General features: G+C 64.0%; 11 protein-coding genes. 5 read left to right on the forward strand and 6 right to left on the reverse strand.

Going from position 1 to position 16,115, the window contains the following annotated elements; translation table 11 throughout:
- Positions 1 to 53: 53 nt before the first annotated feature.
- From OKW28_RS05140 to OKW28_RS05150, 3 genes are all read right to left on the reverse strand, one after another.
- On the reverse strand, positions 54 to 1,307 hold the full coding sequence (locus OKW28_RS05140; protein WP_429444055.1) for an ABC transporter substrate-binding protein: 1,254 nt from the start codon (positions 1,305 to 1,307) through the stop codon (positions 54 to 56).
- Between the two features lie 85 nt (positions 1,308 to 1,392).
- Entirely contained in the window at positions 1,393 to 3,372 is a 1,980-nt protein-coding gene (locus OKW28_RS05145; RefSeq protein ID WP_429446854.1) for a beta-galactosidase, read from the reverse strand.
- Between the two features lie 20 nt (positions 3,373 to 3,392).
- The gene (locus OKW28_RS05150) at positions 3,393 to 4,559 is read right to left on the reverse strand and encodes an ABC transporter ATP-binding protein (RefSeq protein WP_429444056.1); all 1,167 of its coding nucleotides are present in this window, start codon (positions 4,557 to 4,559) and stop codon (positions 3,393 to 3,395) included.
- A gap of 193 nt (positions 4,560 to 4,752) precedes the next feature.
- On the opposite strand from OKW28_RS05150, the gene OKW28_RS05155 reads away from it, so the two are divergent.
- Complete coding sequence (locus OKW28_RS05155; protein WP_429444057.1) at positions 4,753 to 5,796, forward strand: LacI family DNA-binding transcriptional regulator; 1,044 nt, start codon at positions 4,753 to 4,755, stop codon at positions 5,794 to 5,796.
- 73 nt (positions 5,797 to 5,869) lie between these two features.
- Here the strand turns inward: OKW28_RS05155 and OKW28_RS05160 are convergent, their stop codons facing one another.
- A complete protein-coding gene (locus tag OKW28_RS05160; RefSeq protein WP_429444058.1) occupies positions 5,870 to 7,078 on the reverse strand; it encodes an MFS transporter in 1,209 nt (402 codons plus the stop codon).
- Positions 7,079 to 7,527: 449 nt separating this feature from the next.
- Here OKW28_RS05160 and OKW28_RS05165 point away from each other — a divergent pair, with 449 nt between their 5' ends.
- The 4 genes from OKW28_RS05165 (at position 7,528) to OKW28_RS05180 (ending at position 11,730) form a co-directional block, all read left to right on the forward strand.
- Positions 7,528 to 8,532, forward strand: a complete 1,005-nt coding sequence (locus OKW28_RS05165; protein ID WP_429444059.1) for a sugar ABC transporter substrate-binding protein — start codon at positions 7,528 to 7,530, stop codon at positions 8,530 to 8,532.
- 97 nt (positions 8,533 to 8,629) lie between these two features.
- Positions 8,630 to 9,619, forward strand: coding sequence for an ABC transporter permease (locus OKW28_RS05170; RefSeq protein ID WP_429444060.1), 990 nt, complete (start codon positions 8,630 to 8,632; stop codon positions 9,617 to 9,619).
- Positions 9,620 to 9,639: 20 nt separating this feature from the next.
- Positions 9,640 to 10,443, forward strand: a complete 804-nt coding sequence (locus tag OKW28_RS05175) for an ATP-binding cassette domain-containing protein (RefSeq protein WP_429444061.1) — start codon at positions 9,640 to 9,642, stop codon at positions 10,441 to 10,443.
- 42 nt (positions 10,444 to 10,485) lie between these two features.
- Positions 10,486 to 11,730, forward strand: coding sequence for an ROK family transcriptional regulator (locus OKW28_RS05180; RefSeq protein ID WP_429444062.1), 1,245 nt, complete (start codon positions 10,486 to 10,488; stop codon positions 11,728 to 11,730).
- Positions 11,731 to 11,735: 5 nt separating this feature from the next.
- Here the strand turns inward: OKW28_RS05180 and OKW28_RS05185 are convergent, their stop codons facing one another.
- Positions 11,736 to 14,849 carry a transglycosylase domain-containing protein gene (locus OKW28_RS05185; RefSeq protein WP_429444063.1) on the reverse strand — a complete coding sequence of 1,038 codons (3,114 nt, stop codon included), beginning with the start codon at positions 14,847 to 14,849 and terminating at the stop codon, positions 11,736 to 11,738.
- Positions 14,850 to 15,158: 309 nt separating this feature from the next.
- On the reverse strand, positions 15,159 to 16,097 hold the full coding sequence (locus OKW28_RS05190) for a LysR family transcriptional regulator (protein ID WP_429444064.1): 939 nt from the start codon (positions 16,095 to 16,097) through the stop codon (positions 15,159 to 15,161).
- Between the last annotated feature and the right edge of the window lie 18 nt (positions 16,098 to 16,115).

Genomic DNA, 16,115 nt, shown 5'->3' on the forward strand with positions numbered 1-16,115 from the left:
AACCTCCCGATCCAATCCGATGCATCGGACAGCGGCCTTGCGGCCGCCGCCGCTCACTTCTTGTAGATACGCTGACGCGTCTGCTCGAGCTGCGCGAGGATGTCGTCCAGTTTCGACGGATCGGAGACGAACTGCTGCATCCCCTTCATCCCTTCGTCGGCCATTTCCTTCGTCATGTCGCGATCGTAGAACTGCGCAATGCCGCCCTTCGTGTTCGACAGGATCTGGAAGCCGATCTTCGAAATCGGATCTTCAGGTTCCGGCGATTTGCTGTTCGCCGACAACGAGCCGAGTCCCTTTGCGAGTTGCGCACCGATCTCTGGCGTCTCGACGAACGCAAGGAACGTGTGCGCATCGGACTTGTTCTTCGCTTTTGACGGAATATGCAGCGATTCGACCGGCCCGTCCTCGGCGGTCGGCACCTTGGAGTCGATGATCGGGAACTGGAAGTACCCCATTTGCGGCTTCACGTTGTCCGGGAAACCCGCCGCAATGAACGTCCCCATCAGCATCATGGCAGCCTTGCCCTGGAACAGGAACGGCTGCACCGCATCGAGATCGTAGGACAGTGAATTGTTGATGAAGTAGCCGTCGTCGATCAGTTGCTTCCACGTCGTATAGACCTTCTTCACGCGCGGATCGGTGTACGGAATTTCGCCGGCCATCAGCTTCTGGTGAAACGCATTGCCGTTCAGGCGCAGATCGAGATAATCGAACCAGCCGGCCAGCGTCCAGGCATCGCGGCCCGCCACCGCGATCGGCGCAATGCCGGCGGCCTTCAGCTTTTTCGCGGCGTCGAGAAACTCGTTCCACGTTTTCGGCTCGCCCTTGATGCCGGCCTTCTCGAACAGGTCCTTGCGATAGAACATCCCCCACGAGTAGTACACGGTCGGCGCGGCATACTGCTTGCCCTTGTACGACGATGCTTCCTTCGTCGACGCATACATGTCGTTCCAGCCGTTCTTCTGCCAGTCGCCGGTCAGATCCTCGAACAGGCCACGCTGCGCGTAATACGCCATACGCTCGCCGTCGTGCCAGTTGACGATATCTGGCGCGACAGTTGAAAGCCAACCCGGCAACTGAACCTTGTAGGCTTCCTCATCGATGAACGATACCTTCACGTCGACACCGGGATGCGCCTTCTTGAACTCGTCGACCACCTGCTGCCAAACCGCGCGCTGGCCCGCGCCCTTGTACGCGATGTTCAGCGCGAGCGTGCCCGCCTGCGCGGTGCCGACGACCGAGGTCCCCGCGGCAACCGCGGCCAGCGCGAGCGCCAACAGAATCTTGCGTGGTTTCAGTTTCATCCTGACTGTCTCCTTCATTCCATGGTTTTTACGTCGTTGTCGCTTCTATATCGAATGACCGCGTGGAATTGCCAAGGCCAGACTTCTATTGCGAGCGGTAGACCGCTACCCCTTGCGGCGCCACCTCCCGGGAGCCGATCACGAATGCGTCGTCGGAAATGTCGTCGAGCGTGTGGGTGCGATCGCCATAGTTGAACACATACGTCAGTCCGCCGCGACGGCTGATGCGCACGTTTTCGCCGAGTGCCTGCGTTTCGAGGCCCGCTTCCTGCGCGATCAGCGCGAACAGGCGCACGGTCAAGGCGTCGTCGAACAGGCTCGCGAGGTAGTGGAACCCGCCGCTTCGCACGTACGCGGGATGACCGTCCGCGAAACGCGCGCGCACGTCGAATGAAGACGATGCATCGCTGTCGATGAAATCGCGCCAGTGTCGCGCGAAGCCCTCGGCGGCACCGCCCTGCTGTTCGAGCACCACCGCTTCGGTCACGTTCGGCCGCATCGATTCCACGCGCCACACGCGCAGCTGCAGCACCGACGTCAATGCTCCAGGCGGCAGATTCGCCGGAATCCGCAGCTCGCGCGTCTTCGATCCGGTGCGTGGACCGAGCACGACCTGCGCGCCCGAGCGCGCGAGACGTTCGGCGAAATCGTCGGGCACGACCGGCAGCGGCGGTACGACGACGAGGCTATAACCATCGAACGATGCATCGGCCGGCACGACATCGACGTCGAGTCCAAGCGCGCGCAAAGCCGAGTAGTACTCGAATGCGAACCGCGGATAGTGAAAGTCCGCGCCCTGCGGATGAATCTCGAACAACCACTTCGCTTCATAGTCGTAGACGAGCGCGACTTTCGAGCGGATCGACGCATTCGCGTCGGCACTCGCGGCGAGCACCGCGTGAATTTCGGACGCCACCCGCGATGCTTCATTGCCGCCGACGTCGAGCCGGTTGTCGGGCGTATTGAGGCCCGCATGCATCTGCTCCTGCGCGAACGGCGCCTGACGCCAGCGGAAATACGACACGCAGCCCGCGCCGTGGGCGAACGCTTCCCAGCTCCACAGCCGCACCATGCCCGGCAGCGGCGCCGGATTCCACTGCGCCCAGTTCACCGGTCCCGGCTGCTGCTCCATCACCCAGAACGGCAGCTTCGACATGCCGCGATACACGTCGTGATTGAACGATGCGAAGTCCGGATGACCAGTGCGCAACCAGCGCGCCTTGATGTCCGGCGCGAACCACTGCTCTTCTAGCGCGCCGAGCGGATAGCTGTCCCACGTTGCGACGTCGAGATCGGCCGCGACCTTGTAGTGATCGAACTCGGTGAAGAGCTGCATGAAGTTGTGCGCGACCGGCCGCCCCGGCGAATGCGCGCGAATGATCTCGACCTGCATGCGGTTGTAGCGCGCCACTTCGTCGGATGCGAAGCGCCGGTAGTCGAGACGATGCGAAGGATGCGCCTCGGTCACGCTGCCGACCGGCGCGTCGATTTCTTCGAAGCCGCGGTACTCCATGCTCCAGAACACCGTGCCCCACGTCTCGTTCAACGCCTGGATCGTATGATAACGCGCCTTCAGCCACTCGCGAAAGCGCGCGACCGCGGCCGGCGAATAGCTGACCACCGTGTAATGACAGCCAAATTCGTTATCGGTCTGCCAGAAAGCGACCGCCGGATGCTTGCCGTAACGCTCCGCCACCGCCGTGCAAATACGACGCGAAGCCTCGAAATACGCGGGCGACGAGAAGTCGTAATGACGCCGCGAGCCGAACGCGCGCGGACGTCCATCGGTGCCGACCGGCAGGATCTCGGGATGACGATCGATCAGCCACTTCGGCGGCGTCGCGGTCGGCGTACACATGACGACCTTCAGGCCAGCCGCGCCGAGCACGTCGACGGCGCGATCGAGCCAGCCCCAGTCGTATTCGCCGGGAGTCGGCTCGATCCGGCTCCAGGCGAATTCCGCAATCCGCACCTGCTCGATGCCGAGCGCTTTCATCCGGCGCGCGTCGTCGTCCCACATCGACTCGGGCCAGTGCTCCGGGTAATAACAGACTCCAAGACGCATCCCTATGTCCCCAATGTTTTTCAAGCGTAGTGTTCGACGGATTCGAGCGACGCGGCCGCGAAACCGTCCTCGGTAAACAGATGACAGGCCGTGTGCGGCACCCGCAGGCTCGCGCGATCGCCTGGAGCGAGGCGCGTGTTGCCGGGCGCCTTGGCGATCAGAACGGCGCCGCCGGGTTGATCGAGGTGCACGTAGCTGTGTTCGCCAAGCTGCTCGACGAGCGATACGGTGCGCGCGAGCGCGCCGTCTTGCGACACGCCCGCATTCGTCGTGGCCGATGCATCGACGAACTCGAGATGCTCGGGACGCACGCCGAGTGTGACCGGCTGCGCTGGCTGCAGTCCGGCGCTGCTGACCGGCACACGCACGTTCTCGCCGGTGTGATCGAGCGTGACGAGCACGCCCTGCGCATCGAGTGACGCCACCTTGCCCGGCAGGAAATTCATTCGCGGCGAGCCGATAAAGCCGGCCACGAAGCGGCTTTTCGGACGGTGATACAGCTCGAGCGGCGCGCCGATTTGCGCGATGCTGCCGTAACGCTCGGTGTCCTTGCCCGAATGCAGCAGCACGATCTTGTCGGCGAGCGTCATCGCTTCGATCTGATCGTGCGTCACGTAGACCACGCTCGCCTTCGCAAACTGCTTATGCAGACGCGCGATTTCGACGCGCGTTTGTCCGCGCAAGGTTGCATCGAGATTGGACAGCGGTTCGTCGAACAGAAACACGCCGGGCTCGCGAACGATCGCGCGGCCGATCGCGACGCGCTGCCGCTGCCCCCCCGACAGCGCCTTCGGCTTGCGCTCGAGCAGTGCCTCGAGTTGCAGGATGCGCGCGGCTTCACGCACCTTGCGCTCGATTTCATCCTTCGGGGTCTTCGCGAGTTTCAGGCCGAACGCCATGTTCTCGAACACGCTCATGTGCGGAAACAGCGCATAGCTCTGGAACACCATCGCTACGCCACGCTGCGCGGCCGGCACGTCGTTGACGATCTTCCCGCCGATCGACAGGTCGCCGTCGGTCAAATCCTCGAGCCCGGCGATCATGCGCAACAGCGTTGACTTGCCGCAACCCGACGGGCCGAGAAACACGCAGAACTCGTTTTCGCCGATGTTCAGATCGACGTTGCGAATCACCGGCGCACCGTCGCCATACGCCTTCTGCACTCCTCGTAACGAAATGCTCGCCATTGCATCGACTCCGTGATTTAATCGGTGCGAAGTCGGAGATTAAGCGCTTAATCAGCATGACCGAAAAATCGATCGCAAGGCGATCGTTGGTCTGTCTCCGATATCGTTTTGTACGTTGGTTCGATGACAGATGTTGCCGCGCCTCGCGCCGCGACGCAAATGTCGGACAGCCATCCCAAATACTGACCATATCATGCCCACGCTCAGCGAAGTCGCGCGTCATGCCGGCGTCACACCAGCGACGGTGTCCAACGTGCTGCGCAATCGCGGCCGCGTTGGTGAAACGACCCGGCAACGTGTGCTCGAGGCAGTCGCGGCGCTCGGCTATCGCCCGCATCTCGCCGCGCGCGCGCTCGCCGAGGGCCGTGCGCCGACGCTCGCGCTGATGGTGTCGAGCATCGCGAATCCGTTCTATCCGGAGTTCGCGCTTGCGGTCGAACGCGCTGCGCGTACGAGCGGCCACTTCGTGATCATCTGCAATACCAACGACGATCCGCTAAGCGGCCGCGCGTATCTCGACCAGATCGCCGGCACCTTGTCCGAAGGCGTGCTCGTGACCAACGCGAACCTCGATTTCGCCGATCTGCACAAGACCGAAGCGCGCGGCACGCCGGTCGTGCTGTGCATGTGGGAGCGGCCCACCGAGCCGCCCGGGCTGCCGTGCGTCGCGGTCGATTTCCGGCTGGCCGGCCGACTGGCCGGCGAGCATCTGCTCGAGCTCGGGCATCGGCGCTTTGGTGCGATCGTCGGCAGCAAGGCGTCGGGCATTCACGCGGCGCGCTTCGAAGGTTTCGTCGACGCGTTGTGCGCGGCCGGTGTGACGAGAAATCGCGTGCGGCACGCGGTCGATACGATCCACGGCGGCTACCTGGCGGCCCGCGCGCTGCTTGAAGCCGATCCGCAACTAAGCGCGATCTTCGCGACCAACGATTTGCCTGCGCTCGGCGCGATGCACGCGGCCGCGGATCTCGGCCTGCGCGTGCCGGACGATCTGTCCGTGATCGGCATCACCGACATCCAGCTCGCGCGCGAATCGCGCCCCGCACTGACGACGGTGGCGGTGCCGACGGTCGAGGTCGCCGGACTTGCAGTGGAACTGCTGCGCGAACTGATCGAGACTTCGTACGGACAGCCGGGACGCGTCGAGCGGGAGATACCGGCGCCCGTGCCGATGCGGATTTCGTCCGAGCCGAAACTGGTCGTGCGCGCATCGACGGCCGCACCGCGTTCGCGTTGATGTGGCGGTTACAGCCGCGCCGCAACGTTGCAGTTCGTAGCAGTTGGACCAGGCTCGGCCAGCTTGCCGCGCGTCAACTCGCGTGACGAGGCCGGCGCGCACCGACCGCCAACGCAATGCAGGCCAATACCGCGGAAACCGTCGCGAATGCGACGTTCGCCCACAAATGTCCGACCCGGGTCGACAGCAGCGCTATGCCGACCGCCGGCAACGAGTTGCCGGTGTAACAGCAGAGCAGATACGCCGATAGCAATTCGGCGCGTTGGTCCGCGGGCGCGATCCGGTTGATCTCCTGCAAACTGCCGCGAAACCCGAGCGCGGCTGCGATGCCGCACAGCGCCGTCGCCGCACTCAGCACTACGATCGACGCGGCAACCTGCGCCCACAGCAGCAACGCGAGACTCGGCGGCAACAGCCACAGTCCGGCGAGCATCGCGGTGCGGGCGGCGAGTTTCGACGTGACCATCACGGTGATCGTGCTCGCGGCGAACAGTTCGGCGACGAGCGCCCCGCTCAGCGCGGGGCTGTGCAGATGCATGCTGTTCGCGATCAGATTGGGCAACAGCGCCGCGAAAAAGCCGAGCAGCGCGAAGGTCGCGAATGCGGTGACGGCAGGCACGACGAATGCCACGCGCAATTGCGCGGGCACGCCGATGCGTGGCGCGAACGACACCTGTGCAAACGTCCGGACGCGCGCCTGGACCGTTTCGCATGCGAGCGCCGCCAACGCCGCGGTGACCAGAAGCGTCAACAGATAAACGACGAACACCGTGCGCAATGGCCAGGGCGCGAATTCCGCGAGCAGACCAGTCAGCAGCGGTCCCACTCCGAGCCCAGCCAGATTGACCGCCGCGGCGAGACGGCTGGCGGGCGCCTTGTCGGCGCCGGCGTGCAATTCCGCGATCCACGCGGTCGCCGTCGCGGCACCGACGCCGATTGCAAGGCCGCTCGCCGCCCGGGCGACGAAAAGCCACGTCGCATGCGTGGCGAACAGAAAACACATCGTGCTCGCGATCGCGGCTGCGAGCACGAGCAGACTGACCGATCGGCGCCCGGCCTGGTCGGACACGCGACCGAATAGAAACAAAGCGCCGAGATTGCCGATCACGTAGGTCGCGTACACGAGCGTGATCGTCAGATCGGACAAGCCGAACCGGCGTTGATAGAGCGGATAAAGCGGCGTGACCATCGTGCTGCCCGCGTACAGAACGCCGATCACGAGGGCGGCGGCGATCAGCGATGCGCGGGAGCCGAGTCGTCGCTGCCACCAGTGCGAAGGCATGGGTCTCTCCGAAAGGTTCGCATTCTGTCGACGCGAGCAAGCGCTGTTCCGCCGCAACCTCTCGCAAACATTTAGCGCCCACTGAAAAAGCGCGCTACGCACCGCGAATTGCGTTGAAAAACCATCGTTGACATTTCAACCCGCTTTCAAACGGGCCAGGACTTTCCCCAAGCCGAGAAGCGCCGCTTCGCACTGCAGCATAGCGCCAAAGCGTTACCACACAATGCTCTCAGCCTGCACGCGGTTCGCGGCGCGGCGATTTTCCGCGTTCACATTTCCTTGACGAGCAGTCGCGCGCCTGCTGTACTAAATCAACCAAAGTGATTTAGGCGATTTCCTTCGGACCACATTGCATCGAAGCGTCATCGCCAAACGTCAAGCCCGCAGCTTCGCAGTTTCGATCTATCTGCAGTCCCATACGTCGTTGCCAATAACCGGAGGAGCGTCTCATGAATCTGAATTTCCACAGGCGTCCTGTCGCCAGGACAATCGCGTCGATGTGCGCCGCGGCAGCGGCGCTGTGGTGCGCAAGCGCGAGTCAGGCCGCCGACCAGCCCGTCATCGGCCTGATCACGAAGACCGATACGAACCCGTTCTTCGTCAAGATGCGCCAGGGCGCGGACGCGGCCGCGTCGAAAGACGGCGCGAAACTGATCACGGCCGCCGGCAAGTTCGACGGCGACAACGCGAGTCAGGTCACCGCGATCGAAAACATGATGACGGCGGGCGCGAAAGCAATCCTGATCACGCCGAGCGACACCAAGGCGATCGTGCCGAGCATCAAGAAGGCGCGCGCGGCCGGTGTGATGGTCGTCGCCCTCGATACGCCGACCGATCCGCAGGACGCAACCGACGCCCTGTTCGCCACCGACAACTTCAAGGCCGGCGTGCTGATCGGCAAATATGCGAAGGCCGCGCTGAACGGCAAGCCCGCGAAGATCGCCACGCTCGATCTCGCGCCGGGCGTGTCGGTCGGCGTGCTGCGTCACAACGGCTTCCTCGAAGGCTTCGGCGTCAAGGAAGGCGATGCGTCGATCGTTTGCAGCCAGGACACCCGCGGCGATCAGGCGAAAGGCCAGACGGCGATGGAAAACTGCCTGCAGAAAGCGCCCGACATCAACGTGGTCTACACGATCAACGAACCGGCCGCGGCCGGCGCGTATCGCGCGCTGAAGGCGGCGGGCAAGGACAAGGGCGTGATGATCGTGTCGATCGACGGCGGTTGCGAAGGCGTGCGCAACGTGAAGGCCGGCGCGATCGCGGCGACCTCGCAGCAGTATCCGCTGAAGATGGCCGCGCTCGGCGTCACCGCCGGCGTCGACTACGCGAAAACCGGCAAGAAGGTGTCCGGTTATCAGGACACCGGCGTCACGCTGATCACCGACAAGCCGATGTCCGGCATCGACAGCAAAGACACGAAGTTCGGCCTCGACAACTGCTGGGGCAACAAGTAACGCGCATTGCACAGCGGCCCGTTGCGCGTCGCACCGGGCCGCCAATTGATTTGCAGCGTGACCTTCATGTCACGCTCATGTACCGAGGACTGCCATCATGTCGACCCCTTCCGCGCCCGCCGGCCGGCCGCGCCCGTCTTTCACCGAGCACCTGCCGTCGCTGTCCGAAATCGGACCGCTGATCGCGCTGGTGCTGGCCTGCGCATTCTTTATCTCGCAGAGCACCCGCTTTCTATCGTTCCAGAACCTGTCGCTGATCCTGCAACAGACGATGGTCGTCGCGGTCATCGCGATCGGCCAGACACTGATCGTGCTGACCGGTGGCATCGATCTGTCCTGCGGCATGGTAATGGCCTTCGGCTCGATCATCATGACGAAGTTCGCGGTCGTGCTCGGCGTGCCGCCGATCCTCGCGATTCTGTGCGGCATCGGCGCCAGCACCTTGTTCGGCTTACTGAACGGTCTGTTGATCACGCGCATCAAGTTGCCGGCGTTCATCGTCACGCTGGGTACGCTGAACATCGCATTTGCGCTCACGCAGATCTACTCGAACGCGGAAAGCGTGTCGAACCTGCCCGATGCGATCATGTTCCTCGGCAGCACGTTCAGGCTCGGACCGGCGGAAGTCACGTACGGCACCGTGCTGACGCTGCTGATGTATCTGGCCACGTGGTTCGTGCTGCGCGACACGGTGCCCGGCCGGCATCTGTACGCGCTCGGCAACAACGCCGAGGCCGCGCGACTGATGGGCCTGTCGTCACAGCGGATTCTGCTGTCCGTCTACACGCTTGCCGGCGCGATCTACGGCATCGCCGCGCTGCTGTCGGTAGCGCGCACCGGTGTCGGCGATCCGCAGGCCGGGCAAACCGAGAACCTCGACAGCATCACCGCGGTCGTGCTCGGCGGCACGAGTCTGTTCGGTGGACGCGGCTCGATCGTCGGCACCTTGCTTGGAGCGCTGATTGTCGGCGTATTCCGTAACGGCCTGACGCTGATCGGTGTTTCCTCGGTGTACCAGGTATTGATCACCGGCATCCTCGTGATTCTCGCGGTCGCCGCCGATAAACTCTCGCACCGCGGCCGTTGATCCCGCACAGGAGCCTTGTCATGTTGACCTCCACCTCCTCTTCCACGTCCGCTGCGATGCCGGTTCTGCAGGCACGCGGGCTCGTCAAACGTTACGGCAACGTGACCGCGCTCGACGGTTGCGATTTCGAAGTGCTGCCCGGCGAGATCCTCGCGGTGATCGGCGACAACGGCGCGGGCAAATCGTCGCTGATCAAGGCACTCTCTGGCGCGACGGTGCCCGACGAAGGCGAGATTCTGCTCGACGGCAAACCGGTCAAGTTCCGCAGTCCGCTCGATGCGCGCGCACAAGGTATCGAGACCGTGTACCAGGAACTCGCCGTCGCGCCGGCGATGAGCATCGCCGAAAACCTGTTTCTCGCCCGCGAATTGCTGAAGCCCGGCTGGCGCGGCTCGTTGTTCAAGATGATCGACAAGCGCCGCATGCTCGAGGAAGCGACCGCGGCCATGAAGGATCTGCAAATCGGCATCCGCTCGATGCGCCAGGCGGTCGAAACGCTGTCCGGCGGCCAGCGCCAGGGCGTCGCCGTTGCGCGCAGCGCGGCATTCGCGCGCCACGTGGTGATTCTGGACGAGCCCACCGCCGCGCTCGGCGTGAAGGAAGGCAACATGGTGCTCGAACTGATCCGGCGCGTGCGCGAGCGTGGCCTGCCGGTAATTCTGATCAGCCACAACATGCCGCACGTGTTCGAGATCGCGGACCGCATCCATATCCAGCGGCTCGGCCGGCGCGCGGCGCTCGTCAATACGAAGGATGTGCACATGTCGGAAGCGGTCGCGATCATGACCGGCGCGAAGACAGCCGACGTGAAGGCGATCGCATGACGCGCCACTCAATCCGCTGAGCCACGAGGCCGGTACACGACAATGGACACCCCCAGCACCAGCAGGCGTTCGCCGGTCAAACGCACGGTCGGTTCGAATCAGGTCGGCATGCGGCAATTCAACGAGCGCATCGTGCTGCAAACGATCCGCTTGCATGGACCACTGCCGAAGGCCGAGGTCGGCCGCCTCACGCGTCTTTCGATGCAGACGGTGTCGATGATCGTCGACCGGTTGATCGCCGACGGCCTGCTCGAAAAGCACGCGCGCGTGCGCGGCAAGATCGGCCAGCCGTCGGTGCCGATCGCGTTGTGCGCGGACGGCGCGTACACGATCGGTATCAAGGTCGGACGCCGCAGTCTCGACGTGCTCGCGATGGACTTCGCCGGGCGCATCGTATGCCGCGACGTATTCGAGTATGCGTATCCCGATCCGCGCGCGCTGTTCCCCGCGCTCGAAAACAAACTCGCGCGCGTGAACCAGACGCTCGGCGTGAAGGCGGGCAAGGTGGTCGGCGTCGGTGTCGCGGCGCCGTTGTGGCTCGGCGGCTGGCGCGACTTTCTCGGCGCGCCGCCCGACGCGCTCGACGCCTGGAACGAAATCGATCTGCGCGCGCGCATCGCGACGATAACCGGCCTGCCCGTCGAGTTCGCCAAAGACACCACGGCCGCGTGCGCGGCCGAACTCGTGATGGGCCAGGGCCGCGGCATTCACAACTTCCTGTATCTGTTCGTCGGCACGTTCATCGGCGGGGGTCTCGTGATCGACGGACGTCTGCATGGCGGTCCGCACGACAACGCGGGCGCGGTCGGTTCGATCCCGCTGCACGAAGGCGGCGCACGCAAACCCGCGCGGCAGTTGCTGCACGCGGCATCGGGCTTCGTGCTCGAACGACTGTTCAGCGATGCGGGCGCGCCGGCGGCCGCGGCGCATGATCATCGCGCGTTGTCGCCCGAGTTGTGGCGGCATACCGAGCGATGGCTCGACAGCGCGTGCCCGGCGATCGCGAACGCGCTAACCAATGCTGCCGCGTTGCTCGATCTCGAAGCCGTCGTGATCGACGGCGAATTCGACCGGCTACTGCTGCGCGAGATCATTCGCCGGACCGAGCGCGTGCTCGATCGTTTCGAATGGGAAGGGATGGTGCGGCCGCAATTGCTCGAAGGCGCGATCGGCGCCGATGCCCGCGCGATGGGCGGAGCGATTCTGCCGCTATATGCGCATTTCGCGCCGGTGCATGAGCTGTTCCTGAAGCCGGCGGCGTCGGAGACGGGTTATGACGAGCGGTGAGCGATTCACTGCGCGGCAACTTTCGTCGCAGCAGGCGTCGATCCCGCCGGCGCCGCCGTCACGGTTTTCTGAACCGGCTTATCGAGCAACGGCTGCAACGCCGGTGCCATCGACTTCAGCAACTGCACCGCCAGCGCACTCGTGAAGTCGTAACGCGCGGCATACGGCTCGTGCACCCACGCGGTCAACGTGCCGTAGAAGCGGTCGCCGAGCGCGAACACGAAGGTCGCGCTGCGATTCACCTTGCGCGACTCGATCAACCGCGCGCCCTTCGCGTACACGTTCAAGCGCTGATCGCCGGTGCCGGTCTTGCCATAGACTTCGAGCGTTTCGCCGTTCGGGAACGTCATGCCTTGCGCGAGTCGCCTCGCGGTGCCACCCGTCACGACGTCGCGCAACAGCATCCGCACCTCCCCGGCAATCTCCGGCGACACCTGCTGCTGCGGCGCGACCACCGCGCGCCTGAAATGCGTTTCGTACGGCGTATCTTTCGCGAAGTCGATTTGCGTCAGCGTTTCGGTCGGCACCTTGTTGCCGCCGTTCGCGATCACGCCGATCAGTTGCGCGAGCGCCGCCGGACGATCGCCCGACGCGCCGATCGCCGCCGCATACGACGGCGTCAGCGACGCGAACGGATAGCCGAGCGCCTGCCAGGATTTGCCGATCGCGTCGAAGGCGCGCAGCTCGACCATGCGCTTGATGCGGTGATCCTGGGTCACGTGATAGCGCGTCTTGAAGAGCCACGAGTAAGTCGACAGGCGCACGTCCTGGCTCGCGGCTTCGATCTGCGCAAGCGTCGCATCCGGATGCGAGCGCAGGTAGTTCAGCGTCCATAGTTCGAGCGGATGCACACTCGAAATATAGCCGCGGTCGTTCAGGTTGAAGCGGTTGATGCCGTACTTGTCGTACAGATTCGCGAGATCTTCATCGTCGAGCATCGAAGCCGCCGGCGTGTTCTTCAGCGCCGCGTACATCATCCTGTTGAACCACGCGTTCGATTGATCCGGCGCGACGCTGCGCAACGCGGTCGCCACTTTCGGGGGCGACTTGCGCACCCCGAGCAGCAATAGCGTGATCTGCTGATCAGGCGTCTTGCCGTGGTACTTCGTGTAGAAACGCTTCATGTACACGCGGCTTTCCTGATCGGCGAAACGTGTCAGGTACATCTTGCGGGTCGCCGGATCGCCGAGCCATTGCGACGACGGCCCGGTGGTCTGCACCATTTCATAGTGCACGATATCGCGCATCAGTCGCACGAACACGAGGTTCACCGAATGCTGGAACGCGCGATGCACGGTCAGGATGCGGCTGTTGTCGTCGGACTCGAAGTTCGCGAAGGTCTGCGCGCCGCCGCCCGTAAAGAACGTTTCGCCCGGGCTCGCCGAGTATTTACGCTCGACGGCGGCGTCGAGCATAGGCTGCAGCGAATGGTCGCGCGTGTGCAGCAGATAGTCGATCGCCCAGCGCGTCAGCCGATCGTTCGGATCGGGCGTGATCGCCTTCAGCTCGACATTGCTCAGCGATGCGTACCGTGTGTGCAAATCGGTGACGATCTGCAGATACGTGATGACGGTGCGCAGTTTCGCGGTCGAGCCGAGGTTCAGGCGCGCGCCTGAATTGATGTCGAACGGCTGGTTCACGCTATCGGTCTGCACGCGCACGAGGTTCGCGTCGCCTTGCCGCTCGAACAGCGTGAAGCTGTAGGCGATCTGCGACGGATCGTCGGACCCGCGCAACATTTCGTAGCCGACGAGACCCGCGGCCTTCGCGCCGTCTTTCGTCGCGGCGGCGGCGAGGCGCTCGGCAACGGCTTGTTGCACGTCATTGTTCAGCGTGCCTGTCGCCTGCACGTCGAGGCGGTCCAGTTCATAGAAACTACGCACGCCGAGCGCGGCGAGCAGATGCGAGCGCATCGACGTGACGGCCTTGCGCGACACGAACGAACCGAGATCCGGTGTGCTGCGCGGCGCGCGATGCAGTTCGACTTGCGCCGCCAGCGCCGCGTCGCGCAACTGCGCAGTGATCACGCCGCCACTCGCGAGCAGCCGCAGATAGCTGTCGGTCAGCCGTTCGAGCTCGGGATAGCCGCGCTGCAGGAAAAACGACGGCGCGCGCTGCGCGATCATCAGCGACAGCACTTCGCGAAACGCCAGACCCTGGTCGGGCAGATTTGCATCGGTCGACGGCGACTTCAGCAGCCGGTTGGTCTCGCGGAAATCGCGCCCATACCAGGCGGCGAGCCCATCGCCGATACCATTGATTTCGCCGACGCCGGGCTGCGCGGCAAGCGGCACCGAGTTCAGATAATGGACCACGATCTGTTCGCGCGCGGGCAGCGTTTGCGGTCCGTTCAGATAAGCGCGCACCGACGCCGACGCGATTTGCCGCAGCTTTTCTGGCGGCGTCGCGGTGCGGCCCCCCGCCGAGTGACGGAATTTCTCGATCTGCGTCGCGAGCGTGCTGCCGCCGGGCGTCTGCTGATGACGATTGAACATGCGCGCGCCCTGGTCGACGAGCGCGCGGCTGAAGCGCCCCCAGTCGATCGCCGGATTGCGGTTCGGCTGATCCGGATCGAGCAGATAGCGGTCTTCGATGAACAGCAGCGAGTTCACCACGAGCAGCGGAATCGCGCCGAAGCTGTCGTACACGCGACCGGGAAACTGAGCGCTGTATAGCGGCACGCCGGTGCCGTCGAACAATTGCAGGCCGGCCGTGTCTTTTTCGTCGTAAGGCAGGAACAGGCCATCATCGGCTAGCGAAAGCATGCGTTCTGAATCGCGCGCCTGCGAGCTGATTTCGAAGCCATGTTGCAACAGTCGCTGCTGGATAGCCGGCAACAGCGCGTAGCCGAGGCGCGCGTCGTACGGGCCCTTGTCGGCTTGCGGAAAGCGGAGGGAATGACTGGGACCGTCGTCGACCGAAAAAGCGACGTCGCGGGTCAGCTCGGAAAGGTACCGCGCCTGCAGTCGCGAGGTCTCGATCTCGATCTGCACGAGCCGCGCAATCAGCGCCACCGCGAGCAGCAAAAACGCGGCAAGCCCCCATTTGAGCCAACGCCAACCCCGCACGGGCACGGTGCTGGTCACGCGAAGCGGAAACCGAAGCGGTGGCCGATTCATGGCTGCTCTCCCCGAGCGATGGCCAGGGTGTCGAGCCTGGCTCAGTTCATTCAAACCAGTGTAGCTCGGAACGAGAAACCCTCATCGGTTCGGATTGATGCGACAGTGTCGCGGCTACAACACCTGCTGGCGCCGGATGACAAAACGCGAACCGGCATGAGATATTGAAGCTCTTTTCACACGAATAACAAACCGCCTTTTCGGGCGGTTTTGCCGTTTCTGGCGGGCCTTGCCGAAAGAAAGTCGTTTTTTTGCTGGCATTCTTACCGGCAACCGGGCAGACGGCTGAGCAATTTGATTGCGCCGCGCCTAAATTCGCGCTTTCGTCTGTGCACGCAACAGCGCGATAAACCGTTCCGCCGGCGGCGACAGCACGCCGCCCTTGCGCGTGACGATGCCGAACGTCTGCGATGGCGATTTGAGCCTGACCGGCAGGACGCGCAGCATCTTGTGCCGCACGAACGGCCCAGCAATTGCGCTCGGCAGCAGCGAAACGAGTTCGGCGCTGCTTTGCAGCAGTGCAACCGTCACGAACGTGGAAGCCGTCGAAATCGGATTGTCGGGCATGTCGAGGCCGGCGAGATCCATCTCGCGTTCGAGCAGCGCATGCAGCGGCATGTGTGACGGATACATGACCCAGCGATGCCCGGCGAGATCGCGCAACATCATCTCGCGGCGCGGCAACGGCGCATGCTGATAACCAACCACCACCGCCAACGGCTCGTCGCCGAGCGGACGATACTGATACTTCGACGGATCGGCCGCGACCGCCGCTCGGCCGACCACCAGATCGAGCCGCCCGTCGTCGAGCTGCGCGAGCATTCGTGCGCTGGTGTCCTCGACCACTTCGATCGACAGACCCGGTTGCGCCGCATGCAATTGATTCAGCGCGGGCACCACGCAGTCGGGAATCGCGCCCATGATCGCGCCGAGCGCGAGCCGCCCGCCACGCCCCGAACGAATTTCGGCGACGTCCTGGCAGAGCGCGGTGAGGTCCGACGTCACGACTCGCGCATATCGGATCACGCAATGACCGAGCTGGTTCGGGATCATGCCGCTTTTCGAGCGCTCGAAAAGCGGCGCGTCGAGCATCGATTCGAGCTCCTGCAGCGCCTTGCTCGCCGCCGATTGCGTCATCGACATCACGCCGGCGGCTTTGTGCAGCGATTTGTGATCGTCGAGCGCGATCAGCAGATGCAGCTGCTTCATGCGCAGCTTCGACAGCAGGACGTTGAGCGTGTCTTTCATCGGTCGGGTGAGTCGCAA

It is taken from the genome of Paraburkholderia sp. 40, assembly GCF_050434105.1.
In the GTDB taxonomy this organism is placed as follows: domain Bacteria; phylum Pseudomonadota; class Gammaproteobacteria; order Burkholderiales; family Burkholderiaceae; genus Paraburkholderia; species Paraburkholderia tuberum.

What these genes read in the sequence shown, in the direction of transcription:
- OKW28_RS05180 (WP_429444062.1), top strand. Translation starts at nt 10,486, where the DNA reads ATGGACACCCCCAGCACCAGCAGGCGTTCGCCGGTCAAACGCACGGTC.
- OKW28_RS05190 (WP_429444064.1), bottom strand. Translation starts at nt 16,097, where the DNA reads ATGAAAGACACGCTCAACGTCCTGCTGTCGAAGCTGCGCATGAAGCAG.
- OKW28_RS05145 (WP_429446854.1), bottom strand. Translation starts at nt 3,372, where the DNA reads ATGCGTCTTGGAGTCTGTTATTACCCGGAGCACTGGCCCGAGTCGATG.
- OKW28_RS05140 (WP_429444055.1), bottom strand. Translation starts at nt 1,307, where the DNA reads ATGAAACTGAAACCACGCAAGATTCTGTTGGCGCTCGCGCTGGCCGCG.
- OKW28_RS05165 (WP_429444059.1), top strand. Translation starts at nt 7,528, where the DNA reads ATGAATCTGAATTTCCACAGGCGTCCTGTCGCCAGGACAATCGCGTCG.
- OKW28_RS05185 (WP_429444063.1), bottom strand. Translation starts at nt 14,849, where the DNA reads ATGAATCGGCCACCGCTTCGGTTTCCGCTTCGCGTGACCAGCACCGTG.
- OKW28_RS05160 (WP_429444058.1), bottom strand. Translation starts at nt 7,078, where the DNA reads ATGCCTTCGCACTGGTGGCAGCGACGACTCGGCTCCCGCGCATCGCTG.
- OKW28_RS05155 (WP_429444057.1), top strand. Translation starts at nt 4,753, where the DNA reads ATGCCCACGCTCAGCGAAGTCGCGCGTCATGCCGGCGTCACACCAGCG.
- OKW28_RS05170 (WP_429444060.1), top strand. Translation starts at nt 8,630, where the DNA reads ATGTCGACCCCTTCCGCGCCCGCCGGCCGGCCGCGCCCGTCTTTCACC.
- OKW28_RS05150 (WP_429444056.1), bottom strand. Translation starts at nt 4,559, where the DNA reads ATGGCGAGCATTTCGTTACGAGGAGTGCAGAAGGCGTATGGCGACGGT.
- OKW28_RS05175 (WP_429444061.1), top strand. Translation starts at nt 9,640, where the DNA reads ATGTTGACCTCCACCTCCTCTTCCACGTCCGCTGCGATGCCGGTTCTG.